Raw genomic sequence first — 11,682 nt, 5'->3', positions numbered from 1 at the left:
CAAATGTCACCCATCCCTGAATATTTCTATTCATTTCGAGTGAACGAATCGCACCATCAGATCATCATAAGGCGAGTTTTTAACAAAGGACAGGATCAGGATACTTTATTTGGCATCAAAAAGCCTCAAACTCTACTCGTTAGACCAGCTGACTGAAACTACCCTAAGATATATCTATTTTAGTTTTTTGACAATTTTTCTAAATAAGGCTAAAAAAACTTAACAAGCTGAGTCATCAAGCTGTAACGTGGAATTTTAATTCGTGTCACACTATCGATACAATTTAATTCGCTCTAAATTGCACAGTGGTAAACTTACCTTTCACAACTAGATTTATAAAATTGAGTGTGCAAAATTCTTTGCTGACGATGGATAATCAAGTCGATTTAAATCATAGAAAATCTCCATTTATCTATCTCTAATCCTCTACTACGTGTATACTTGAAATAATAGATTTATCTAATATTTGTTGAGTAATGATTAATAATGATTTAAACTAGATATTACCCATTTTTAATAGTTATGTAACTATACTACACATTATATAAAGAGCCATATATAATGAGAAATTCATTTGCCAAAACAGCAAATTTGCTTCGCCGGAATCTCAAAGAATATTTGCGATCGCTTAATGTTTGGTTTTTAGATACACCAGAAAGGGCACTCGTGGAAGCTCAACAAGCAGCACAGAGAATTAAAAACATTGAGATGGAGCATTTTAACGGCAATAAAATATCTTCACAATCGGTAAATTATACTGAAAATGTGATGTCTTATTGGCAAGGATACCTCGATAAGAATTTAAGTACTATCAAAGTAAGACTTATAGAGTTCCAGCTTAGTCGCAAAATTTTAAATATTTCTAATTCTGTGTTGTTAGAGAAATTGAAAATTATTGATGAAGTTGTAGAGAAGTACGCGATAAAAGATAAGCTAATTGACAACAGCGCGTTAGTTTCAACTTCTCAACCACTAAAAATTAACGAAAGTGAAATAAATAAACAGCCAGAATCATCTAATATTAATGATATTCAACCTACACCTCCATCTCAAAGCACTGGAGCTTTTCCGAGGTCTATTGGCAAAACGGTTGCTCCAATTAAAGCAGATTTTATTCCGCAGGCAGAGGAAGAATTTATGAGAAATTACCGAATTTCTCGTAATAAGACAAGAATTGCTGTGAGATTTTTAATAATTCTAATTATTATACCCGTTTTAACTCAGCATTTCTCTAAACAATTCTTAGTAATTCCCATATTAGAAAAAAACAGAGGAGATAATCCATCTCAAATTTTTATAAATTCTGATATGGAAAAAGAAGCTCTCCATGAATTATATAATTTTCAAGCAGAACTGAGATTTGACTATTTACTCAATCAAGCACCTCCAATTTCTTCAAATGTCATAACAGAAAAAATTCAGCACAAAGCAATTGAGATAGCTGAAAAATTTCATATTCAAAGCATTAACGATATTAGTAATGTTTTTGCAGATTTAATTTCACTAATTTCTTTTAGCCTAATCATAGTTATAAGCAAAAGAGAAATTGTAATCGTCAAGTCTTTTATGGATAGGATTGTCTATGGTCTCAGCGATAGTGCTAAGGCTTTTTTAATCATTCTCTTTACAGACATATTCGTAGGGTTTCACTCACCACATGGGTGGGAGGTTATTCTTGAAGGGTTGGCAGGACATTTAGGTTTGCCAGCCAGTAGAAATGGAATATTTTTATTTATCGCAACATTTCCTGTAATTTTAAATACTATATTTAAATACTGGATATTCCGCTATCTGAGCCGCTTATCTCCATCGGCATTAGCTACATTAAAAGAGATGGACGAGAGTAATTGATAATTCATAATTATAAAAAGGCGTCGGGAAAACTCAATATTCTAGAGATGGGATGAGAGACGTTTCAACGCCGTTGACGGTTCACAGTCAACAGTTAACGTGAAATCCTATCCGCTTTTAGGGGATGGGATGAGCTTAATTTGGCGTATTTGTCTCCTGATTCGCTAGGCTATGTATATCCTGGTTCTTTTGAAGCTTACTATGGATTTTGAAAGCAAAGCCAATGCCCCAACTCCCACAGACAACATAGAGTTTGCTCAACCAACTACTAGCCGTAAGCCACTGGAATTGCTGCGAGATACTGAGGCCTTGCTACGTCGCCCAACCGTAGCAACATTGGTGCCGATTTTACCACCAAAACTGAGCAATAAATTCCAAGCAACCTCATCTTTGGCAGATGACACCTTTAAAGAACTGGCAGAAATTGACCTAGACACTATTAATGATTTTGAACTGCGGCCTGCACGAATTTTTGTTGGCTTAAGCTTTGTTGGTTTTGGGGCGTTGATGATATTAGTGCTGTTGTTGTACTTAAACACGTTGCGTCCAGAACTCAGTACGGGTGAGCAGATTCGGCAATACTGGTATCAATATGTTTGGTTTGTCAGTTTGGGCGTTACGGGGATGTTTATGTTGGGTCGTGAAGCGATGCGTCCTATGCCAAAGCGACGGAAATGAAAAGTTGCAAGTGCCGAGTTAAAAATTATCAATTTTGATTCCAAATTTTTTAATTAAGATAATATAACTTTCAGGAATTAGTATTTCACAATATGTTTCGGTAAAAACATCTGTTAAAATTAGGAATTTTTATACATGAATCACGATGCTTTCATTGTTCCACCAGGTTCAAAGATTTCTCTGAAAAAAAACTATGACCCAGCCTATAAGACTGATTTTCATGAAAAAGCTGATGCTGCAATTAAATTACAGGCAGATGTTGAACGGCTAGCAAATTACCAAAATATTCTCTACGCTCAAAACACCTATGCCTTGTTGATTATTTTTCAGGCAATGGATGCTGCTGGTAAAGATAGCACAATTAAACATGTGACCTCTGGTGTTAACCCGCAAGGATTTCAGGTCTTTAGTTTTAAAGGGCCAAGTGCAGAAGAATTAGACCATGATTACCTGTGGCGAGCAAGTAAGGCTTTACCAGAAAGAGGTCGAATTGGGATATTCAACCGTTCATACTATGAAGAAGTACTAGTGGCTCGTGTCCATCCAGAAATACTTAGAAAGCAACAATTACCCCACTTTCCTGAAGGAAATAAAATATGGAAGCAGCGTTTTGAAGAAATCAATAACTTTGAAAAATATTTGGTAAATAATGGTGTGATTATTCTGAAGTTTTTTCTGAATGTTTCAAAAGCAGAGCAGAAAAAACGCTTCTTACAACGGATTGATTTTCCTGAAAAAAATTGGAAGTTTTCAGATAGCGATGTTCGAGAAAGAGCTTTTTGGGATGATTATATGAATGCTTATGAAGAAGTTTTCAACAACACTAGTACAGAATGGGCCCCGTGGTATATTATTCCTGCCGATCGCAAATGGTTTACACGCCTGACCGTTGCCAATATCATCTGCACAAAATTACAAGAACTAAATCTGCAATACCCGACAGTTAGTGAAGAACATAGGCAACAACTTTTACAGGCAAAACGTATTTTAGAGCAGGAAAATTAACCTATTAACTTGCTAAGTAAAGACAACAACAAGCTGAATAGTTCAAATATACTGTATAATTTATATAAAGTTAGGATGGAACATTATAAATTTATTAATGTTATTTGGAACTAAAGAGATTATGCAGATACTTAAAGCTGCAAAATCATGATTAAGATGGCAGAAGATGCCAACAATCATCTACCTCACTTTACTAATGCTGCTTTTGATATTGTGGCGATCGCAGCCTCCGCAGGTGGTCTAACTGCTTTAATTAAAGTGCTATCGACTCTACCTCCAAAATTTACAGCCGCGATCGCCATTGTGCAACACCTTGCTCCCGAATATCCGTCTTTCATGGCAGAAATTCTTAGTAGGCGCACGGCTTTTACCGTCAAAAAGGCAAAGGAAGGAGATTGTCTTACCCCAGGAATGGCTTACATTGCTCCACCTAATCGTCACTTGTTGGTTAACGGTGACGGCACTCTTTCCTTATCACAGTCGGAATTAGTACATTTTTTACGTCCTTCGGCTGACCTATTATTTGAATCGGTTGCAGCCACTTACAAAGACAGAGCGATCGCTGTTGTGCTAACTGGAACGGGTAGCGACGGCGCGATGGGAGTAGAAGCAATAAAAAAAATGGGCGGGATCATCATTGTCCAAGATGTAAAAACCGCCGAATTTTCCGGGATGCCCTCCGCCGCAATTCAAACTGGTAATGTAGATTTTATTCTCCCCCTTGATGAAATCGCCAGCACCCTGGTTACTTTAGTCATGGGAGAATGTGACTAAGTAGAAAGGGCAGGGGAAGCAGGGGGAGCAGAGGGAGATGAAGGTGACAAGGGAGAATTATTGAACAACTCTCTTCCTTGTCCTCCCCTTCTTCCTTGTCTTCCTTGTCTTTTCCCAATGCCCCCTGCCCCCTGCCCCCTGCCTATGACTTCCCCAGAAAAAGACCCCGAATTTGAAAATTTACTAGTTTACCTCAGACAAAACCGGGGATTTGATTTTACAGGCTATAAGCGCTCGACTTTGATGCGTCGGGTATGCAAGCGAATGCAGTCATTGTCCATAGAGAACTTTGGAGATTATCTAGACTACCTAGAAGTTGATCCAGAAGAATTCAATTTTCTTTTCAACACTATCCTAATTAACGTCACTGCTTTTTTCCGAGATTCATCAGCTTGGGAATACATGGCAGAGCAAGTGTTACCTAATCTGATTAAAAATAAAAAAAGTTCTGACCAAATCCGTATCTGGAGCGCCGGCTGTGCTTCTGGGGAAGAAGCTTATACCCTGGCAATCTTGATGGCTGAAATATTGGGAGCAGAGGAATTTCGGCAACGAGTGAAAATCTACGCCACAGATGTAGATGAAGAGGCTCTTAACCAGGCACGTCTTGCTGTGTATTCAGCAAAAGAAATCCAGGGTGTGCCAGATGAACTGCGGCAGAAATACTTTGAGGTTGTCGGGAACCGCTATGTCTTCCGCCAAGACTTGCGTCGCTCAGTGATTTTTGGTCGGCACGATCTGCTTCAAGATGCGCCCATTTCGCGCTTGGATTTGCTGGTTAGCCGCAATACCATGATGTATTTTAATTCTGAAACTCAAGGGCGAATTCTGGCCCGATTTCATTTTGCATTAAATGATGCAGGCTATCTGTTTTTAGGAAAAGCAGAGATGCTATTAATGCATTCGAGTCTGTTTACACCACTGGACTTAAAAAACCGAATATTTACTAAGGTATCGGCGGTGAACCTACGTAATCGCCTTCTAGTTATGGCAAATTCAATAGATGAGGAATCTAGTAACCGTTTGTCTCGAAACCTCCGGCTGCGAGATATGGGTTTTGACACAGCACCAATCGCTCAAGTAGTCATTGATATTAATGGCACTCTGGTATTGGTGAACGAGCAGGCGCGGAATTTGTTTGGCCTTTCCCCCAGAGATTTAGCTCGTCCCTTCCAGGATCTAGAACTTTCCTATCGACCAGTTGAATTGCGATCGCTAATTGAACGGGCTTATACTGAACGCCGTCCCATAACCCTGACAAATGTAGAGCGCTATTTGTCCAATACAGAAACGCAATATTTGGATGTGCGGATTACGCCTTTGCAAGACACCGACACCAGCTTCTTAGGCGTAAGCATCGCTTTTCATGATGTCAGCCGTTATATTAAACTCCAAGAAGCGCTGCAACGCTCCCGACAGGAGTTAGAAACCACCAACGAAGAACTGCAATCTACCAATGAAGAATTAGAAACCACCAACGAAGAACTGCAATCTACCAATGAGGAATTAGAAACTACCAACGAAGAACTCCAATCTACCAATGAAGAATTGGAGACGATGAATGAAGAACTCCAATCTACTAATGAAGAATTACAGACAATTAATAACGAATTGAGCGAACGTACCACAGAACTTAATCGCACTAACATTTTCCTTATCTCTATTCTCAGAAGTCTCCAAACTGGAATAGTGGTAATTGACAGCAGCTTTAACATCTCTATTTGGAATTACATGCTAGAAGATTTGTGGGGTTTGCGAACTGATGAAGTTTTAGGAAAGTCTATCTTCAGCCTAGATATTGGGCTACCCGTCGAGCAGTTGCGATCGTTCATCCGCGATTCTCTATCTGGTAAAAAACAATTTCAAGAAATGATCCTCGATGCTACCAATCGTCGGGGTAGACAAATAAAATGTTACCTGGCGATCACTCCGCTGCTTGGCATTGAAATGCAGGGGGCAGTTTTGATGATGGCAGATGTAGAGAGTGTCAGCAGTATGATTTCTACTCAAGGAATGGAGGAACGGCGGCAGCAGGAATGAAAGAGGGAGGGGGGAGGGGAGCAGGGGGAGTAGGGGAGGCAGGGGGAGCAGGGGGAGCAGGGGGAGCAGAGGGAGAAAGGAACTTGATTTTCTGACGATAAACCGCGCAAAGTATATTTGGTGGATTACTAGTTTAAACTATGGAAAAATCCAAAATCCAAAATCCAAAACCCAAAATTGATTGACTCTGTGCTTACTCAGTTACCGACTATCAACGTCTTAAAACAGCCCACTAGCTCTGCTTGGGTTGAACAAGCGATCGCTAATTTAGACATCATCTTACTCGACCACTCCCACTGTGAACGCAAAGCAGCAGGCGTAGCCTTGAACATGATGTTTCGCTACCCTTCTAATACTAAAATGGTGCGGGAACTAACTGCGATCGCCCGCGAAGAACTAGAACACTTTGAGCTAGTTAACCAATGGTTAGAACGCCGAAATATTCCCCTGGCTCCCTTACCACCGCCTCCCTACGGTGCGGGTTTAAAGGCTCAAGTCCGCCCCAAAGAACCTGAGCGATTTCTGGATTCTTTACTAGTCACTGGTTTAATAGAAGCTCGCTCTCACGAACGCTTGGGACTATTAGCTGCTCACTGTCCAGAGCCAGAATTAGCAAAATTTTATCGTGGGCTAATGGCATCCGAAGCGCGTCACTACGGTATATATTGGGTATTAGCTGCTACTTATTTTGACAGAGAAATTGTCATGCAACGGCTTGATGAATTAGCAATTGTCGAAAGTGAGTTGCTGGCGACTTTGCACCCAGAACCTAGAATTCACAGTTAGTAGACTAAGGCAACAGATATGAAGCTTCAGCTAACACACCTGAGACTGCTTGTCTCCAACTACAAAGATTCTTTTCTGTTCTACCGGGATCTGCTGAAATTTGATGTCGATTGGGGCGATGAAGATAGTGGATATGCTGAGTTTAATACCGGATATCTCAAGCTCGGTTTGTTCAAAAAAGAATTAATGGCTGAAGTAGTTCCAAGAATCGAACAGCCTTCATATGTTGTCAATCGAGATAAAATTGCCTTGATTTTTGCAGTCGATAATGTGGATGAGGTCTATGAGCAAGTAAAAGATCAGAATGCGATCGTTGTGACTCCACCACAAGATCGTCCAGACTGGGGAATTCGCACAGCCCATTTCCGCGATCCTGATGGCAATCTCATCGAAATCTACAACAATTTAGGAATTATCAGTTAAAAGTTTGTTGCAACACAACTATCCAATATCTGAACTACAAACTTGGCTCTAACACCAACGATATTACACCATAAATAGGGGACATATTTGTGATACGTCCCCCTACAATTATTAGGCATTTCTAGCCTGACAAATTTCTTAGTCATTACAGCTAGAATAATATTTAATTACAGTTCTAATCAGGCTAGCTTCAACTATTCAGGTTCACTGGCTATGTAGATGCTGGCTTTTTATTGAGAACTTTATTCCTCAAAGCAACTACTAACAGACCAAAAATTGCGCCAGGTTCAGGAATCGCAGTTACTGTCAACTTACCACCAAGATCCAATCTACAGTTTGGGTATGTGCTGCATACTTCCTGTGAGAGACCATCCTTCAAAAGTATCTTAGCCGTTGGTAATCCTTGTTCGGGATTTAGGTAAGTATAAAATCTAATCCTGTCACATCTGTTGCAAAGTTAATTCACAAATCAAGTTATCAAGCCACTTAGGTGCGGTTTCTTGTCCAAGGTCCCCAAATTGCTAATGTAATTCCGGGAGTTTGGATATTCACAAACATGGTTTTACCATCAGGGGAGAAACAAGCACCAGCAAATTCACTGCCATTGATAGCGTTTGTTGCAAACCGATATACTTCACCTCTTTGATTAACACCTTGTACATATTCAGTGCCACTACCATCTTCGCAGAGGAAAAGATCACCAAATGGAGCAACAGTAATGTTATCAGGAAAATTTAATTCATCAACATTACTAGATTCCACAACCAATGTAAGAGTATCGTTTGTGGGGTTATAAGCAAATACTTGCCCTTGTCCTACATTACCCCCGTTGGTACAGGTAAAGTAAACTAAGGCATTACCATACCAAGCACCTTCACCACGACTAAAGATAGCTGCACCTTTGTTTTGTCCTTGTCTGCGTACAGAGATACTGACATCATTGGTAGCAGGGTCAACATTATCAATCTGTACCCATTTCACAGGTAAAGGTTGATTTTTGTATTGAAGAAAATTAGTGCGAGTATTAACTGTAGGCATTCCCTCAATTACTAAAGCCTCAAGCACCCCACCGCTTTGGAGATTACCTTTCTGATTAGGACGGAAACGATAGAAGCAGCTATTTCCGTCATCTTCAGTTTGATAAACCCAACCAGTATCAGGATCTACTGCTACAGCTTCATGATTAAAACGTCCCATTGCTACCAAAGGAATAGGATTAGCAACTTGAATGTCAGCAGTTGCAAGAACTTCAAAGTTATAGCCATGCTTCTTAGTAGCTGTGTTATTGGGCCCAGGAATAGTTAAATTCTCTTCACAACTTACCCAAGTACCCCAAGGAGTTGGGCCACCAGCACAGTTACGAATAGTTCCTGCCAAAGAAGCAAAATGTTTCTTTACCCGACGATTAGCACCAACAACTATGTTGGTTGTTCCTCCGCCAATCTCATCATATTTCTTAGATGCGATGACTCCGTTAGGAGTAGGGTTGAGTTCATGATTTCGCACTAAGATTGTCGTGTTATTAGGACCAGGGAAAGCACCCATACCATCATGTGCGCCTGGCACTAATGTACCATCATCCATCATTTGGCCTGTATAGGATATAGCAGTGTAGTTAAAGCCAGGGGGAAGTTCCAGTAAAGGAGTTGTGCTTAAATTAATTCCCTCAAGAATCACACCTACCAGTTCACCCGCATTGGTTGGTAACTTGGCTTCTAAAGCTCCGTAGCCGATTCCTCGCGCAACTTGACCCTTAGCCACTCTTGCATAGAAGGCTTCCAAAGGAGAAAGCATTGTTACGCCAACAGCACTAGCACCAGCTAATGTGAAAAATTTACGTCTTGATAAGTTCATTCTTAGTTTATGGTTACAATTTGGCACTAGGACAATACCGTAAGTAACCTTAATTATTTTTTTTTAAGAGATAATTAAGATCCAGTTAAAATTGAGGAAATAAGCTTGGATTAGGGGTATTACAGCATCGGATGCTATTGGCGAAATATTTGTTTACATTTGAAAATCCTACAAATACTAAAGCGAGCAGAGGGAGCAAAAATAAAGGTTTAGTAGTTTTTACTACCTGAATACTCATGAATACACTTATTTCTTTCTCTCCCCCTGCCTCCCCTGCCTCAAGAGCTTACCCATCTCACAAAATCGCATTGCTCCCGCTTGAGAGTACCGCCTGAAATCGACTCTGCAAGAATTGGTATTTGCTGAGTAAATTGGGATATAGAACCAGAAAAATTTTCTGTGTAAACTTGACCAACAAATGGTAATGAAAAACTATTATCAAGATTTTTTAATCCGTGATTGGGTGCAAAGCGATCGCACAAGAGCCGCTCAAGTCATCAGTTATGTATTATCAGAATACGGTCTGGGTTGGGAACCAAAGGGCGCTGATCGAGATGTACTGGGAGTAGAAGAATATTATTTAGCTACTGGGGGAGAGTTTTGGGTAATTGAACACCAAAGCCAGTTAGTAGGTACTGGAGCATACTACCCCATACACCGAGGTCAAAAAGCCGTAGAAATCCGCAAAATGTATCTTTTACCCAGCATTAGGGGTTTGGGATTAGGGAAATATTTGTTACAACAGCTAGAAGCAGCGATCGCAGAGCGTGGTTTTAAGCAAATTTGGATTGAAACCGCCAGTGTTTTGGTGGAAGCAGTCAAGCTGTACGAGAGTAACGGCTACACTCCAGCAACGGGAGTAGAAACAACAAGGTGCGATCGCGTGTATTTTAAGTCATTGGTCAAAGACAAATGACAAATGACTAATGACAAAGGACTATTCTAAATGCACACTTGGATTAAAAATCTTACAGGTTTACTCGATCTTTTTCTCCAATCCCATTGCCCTCTGTGCCAACGTGCAACCTCGCAAGAGTTTTGTCAGAACTGCACCAGACAACTGCAAAAATGTCAACGTCAAGACCCAATTTCTCTGTGGCAAGAGCCAATACCAGTATTTGGCTGGGGGGAGTATGGTGGCCCAGTGAAACGAGCGATCGCGGCAATGAAATACGAGAATCAACCCCAAATAGCTCGTCCCTTGGGTCGCTGGTTAGGAGAAGCATGGTTGTTAAATTCACCGAGGCGAGATAGCCAGCCTGTGGTGGTTCCCATTCCACTGCACCCTAGTAAGCAAAAGCAACGTAAATATAATCAAGCTGCATTAATAGCACAAAGCTTCTGCGAAATAACTGGATTAAAATTGAAATCAAATGGTTTAGTAAGAGTGCGAGAAACTGAAGCGCAATTTGGTTTATCGGTATCTAAACGAGACAAAAACTTGGCTCAAGCTTTTGGTATTGGTCAAGAATTTCGCCATTGTCCCCCAAATGTCCCAGTGCTGTTAGTGGACGACATTTATACTACCGGTGCTACTGCTAGGTCTGCTGTGCAAACACTTCATCAGTATGGAATTGTGGTTTTAGGATTAGTCGCAGTAGCCACTGCTGTCAAAGACGGATAAATCCAATTCGCAATGACGCTCGTTCCTCGCTAACGCAATTCGCAATAAATCAACAATCAATGGGCAATCTTTGACATATAAATCCATAAATTGACCGAATTACACTATTTCTGTGGGAAAAATGCTTGAAATGTATGAATAAAGTTTTTGCGGCAGGTTTAAAACAACTCATCATCATTCCTGCCACATTGCTGGCAATAGGTATAAGTATAAGTGCAGCTTTTGCTCAAAATAAGTTGTATAGTCCAATTCCTTTATCTAATACTACTGAACTTTCCGATAGCCTCTCAGACAAAGACATTCCCACAGGTCAAGGTGGGTTTGCCCGTGATTACACAGTGAAGTTAGAGAAGGGCGATAATTTAGCAGTTGATCTGTCATCCGACAACTTTGACAGCATCATCACTCTACTAGCGCCTGATGGATCGACTTTGGCAGAAAATGATGATGGCCCTGATGGTAGTAGTAATTCCCTACTATTTACTCGCATCGTAGAGACAGGGAATTATGTGATTCGTGTCCGGTCTTTTGGGGAAACTGGGGTTGGGAATTTTAAACTCAAGGTGACAAAGCTTCAACCGATTAAATGAAGTAGTCATTAGTCATTAGTCATTGGGCATTGGGCATTGGGCATTGGGCATTGGGCA

The 11,682-nt window shown here is 40.5% G+C and carries 11 protein-coding genes; 10 read left to right on the top strand and 1 reads right to left on the bottom strand.

All coding sequences use genetic code 11. From position 1 onward, the window contains the following. Window positions 1-561 precede the first annotated feature (561 nt). The 7 genes from VB740_RS33430 to VB740_RS33400 all read left to right on the top strand — a co-directional run bounded on the left by VB740_RS33430 (window position 562) and on the right by VB740_RS33400 (window position 7,557). Complete coding sequence (locus tag VB740_RS33430) at window positions 562-1,851, top strand: proton extrusion protein PcxA (RefSeq protein WP_323204119.1); 1,290 nt, start codon at window positions 562-564, stop codon at window positions 1,849-1,851. A 201-nt stretch (window positions 1,852-2,052) separates the two neighbouring features. Further along, window positions 2,053-2,529 (top strand): hypothetical protein, encoded by a 477-nt coding sequence (locus VB740_RS33425; RefSeq protein ID WP_323204118.1) that lies wholly within the window; start codon window positions 2,053-2,055, stop codon window positions 2,527-2,529. 135 nt (window positions 2,530-2,664) lie between these two features. Further along, the gene (locus VB740_RS33420) at window positions 2,665-3,534 is read left to right on the top strand and encodes a polyphosphate kinase 2 family protein (RefSeq protein WP_323204117.1); all 870 of its coding nucleotides are present in this window, start codon (window positions 2,665-2,667) and stop codon (window positions 3,532-3,534) included. Between the two features lie 147 nt (window positions 3,535-3,681). Continuing rightward, window positions 3,682-4,308 (top strand): chemotaxis protein CheB, encoded by a 627-nt coding sequence (locus tag VB740_RS33415; RefSeq protein WP_323204116.1) that lies wholly within the window; start codon window positions 3,682-3,684, stop codon window positions 4,306-4,308. A gap of 144 nt (window positions 4,309-4,452) precedes the next feature. Further along, on the top strand, window positions 4,453-6,348 hold the full coding sequence (locus VB740_RS33410) for a CheR family methyltransferase (RefSeq protein WP_323204115.1): 1,896 nt from the start codon (window positions 4,453-4,455) through the stop codon (window positions 6,346-6,348). Between the two features lie 189 nt (window positions 6,349-6,537). Then, window positions 6,538-7,134 carry a tRNA-(ms[2]io[6]A)-hydroxylase gene (locus VB740_RS33405; RefSeq protein WP_114083559.1) on the top strand — a complete coding sequence of 199 codons (597 nt, stop codon included), beginning with the start codon at window positions 6,538-6,540 and terminating at the stop codon, window positions 7,132-7,134. An 18-nt stretch (window positions 7,135-7,152) separates the two neighbouring features. Continuing rightward, window positions 7,153-7,557 carry a VOC family protein gene (locus VB740_RS33400; protein ID WP_323204114.1) on the top strand — a complete coding sequence of 135 codons (405 nt, stop codon included), beginning with the start codon at window positions 7,153-7,155 and terminating at the stop codon, window positions 7,555-7,557. 486 nt (window positions 7,558-8,043) lie between these two features. Here the strand turns inward: VB740_RS33400 and VB740_RS33395 are convergent, their stop codons facing one another. Then, the gene (locus tag VB740_RS33395; RefSeq protein WP_323204113.1) at window positions 8,044-9,411 is read right to left on the bottom strand and encodes an alkaline phosphatase PhoX; all 1,368 of its coding nucleotides are present in this window, start codon (window positions 9,409-9,411) and stop codon (window positions 8,044-8,046) included. Between the two features lie 424 nt (window positions 9,412-9,835). Between VB740_RS33395 and VB740_RS33390 the strand changes: the two genes are divergently transcribed. From VB740_RS33390 to VB740_RS33380, 3 genes are all read left to right on the top strand, one after another. Then, a complete protein-coding gene (locus VB740_RS33390) occupies window positions 9,836-10,327 on the top strand; it encodes a GNAT family N-acetyltransferase (RefSeq protein ID WP_323204112.1) in 492 nt (163 codons plus the stop codon). Between the two features lie 30 nt (window positions 10,328-10,357). Then, window positions 10,358-11,035 (top strand): ComF family protein, encoded by a 678-nt coding sequence (locus VB740_RS33385; protein ID WP_323204111.1) that lies wholly within the window; start codon window positions 10,358-10,360, stop codon window positions 11,033-11,035. A gap of 134 nt (window positions 11,036-11,169) precedes the next feature. Further along, window positions 11,170-11,625, top strand: coding sequence for a PPC domain-containing protein (locus VB740_RS33380; RefSeq protein WP_323204110.1), 456 nt, complete (start codon window positions 11,170-11,172; stop codon window positions 11,623-11,625). Window positions 11,626-11,682 lie beyond the last annotated feature (57 nt).

The sequence above is a fragment of the Nostoc sp. UHCC 0251 genome (assembly GCF_034932245.1).
Taxonomy (GTDB): domain Bacteria; phylum Cyanobacteriota; class Cyanobacteriia; order Cyanobacteriales; family Nostocaceae; genus Nostoc.
This window is presented reverse-complemented; position numbering and strand designations above follow the sequence as displayed.

Coding starts and splice junctions, on each gene's coding strand:
- VB740_RS33395 (WP_323204113.1), bottom strand. CDS start 9,411: ATGAACTTATCAAGACGTAAATTTTTCACATTAGCTGGTGCTAGTGCT.
- VB740_RS33410 (WP_323204115.1), top strand. CDS start 4,453: ATGACTTCCCCAGAAAAAGACCCCGAATTTGAAAATTTACTAGTTTAC.
- VB740_RS33400 (WP_323204114.1), top strand. CDS start 7,153: ATGAAGCTTCAGCTAACACACCTGAGACTGCTTGTCTCCAACTACAAA.
- VB740_RS33380 (WP_323204110.1), top strand. CDS start 11,170: ATGAATAAAGTTTTTGCGGCAGGTTTAAAACAACTCATCATCATTCCT.
- VB740_RS33415 (WP_323204116.1), top strand. CDS start 3,682: ATGATTAAGATGGCAGAAGATGCCAACAATCATCTACCTCACTTTACT.
- VB740_RS33430 (WP_323204119.1), top strand. CDS start 562: ATGAGAAATTCATTTGCCAAAACAGCAAATTTGCTTCGCCGGAATCTC.
- VB740_RS33390 (WP_323204112.1), top strand. CDS start 9,836: ATGAAAAACTATTATCAAGATTTTTTAATCCGTGATTGGGTGCAAAGC.
- VB740_RS33425 (WP_323204118.1), top strand. CDS start 2,053: ATGGATTTTGAAAGCAAAGCCAATGCCCCAACTCCCACAGACAACATA.
- VB740_RS33420 (WP_323204117.1), top strand. CDS start 2,665: ATGAATCACGATGCTTTCATTGTTCCACCAGGTTCAAAGATTTCTCTG.
- VB740_RS33385 (WP_323204111.1), top strand. CDS start 10,358: ATGCACACTTGGATTAAAAATCTTACAGGTTTACTCGATCTTTTTCTC.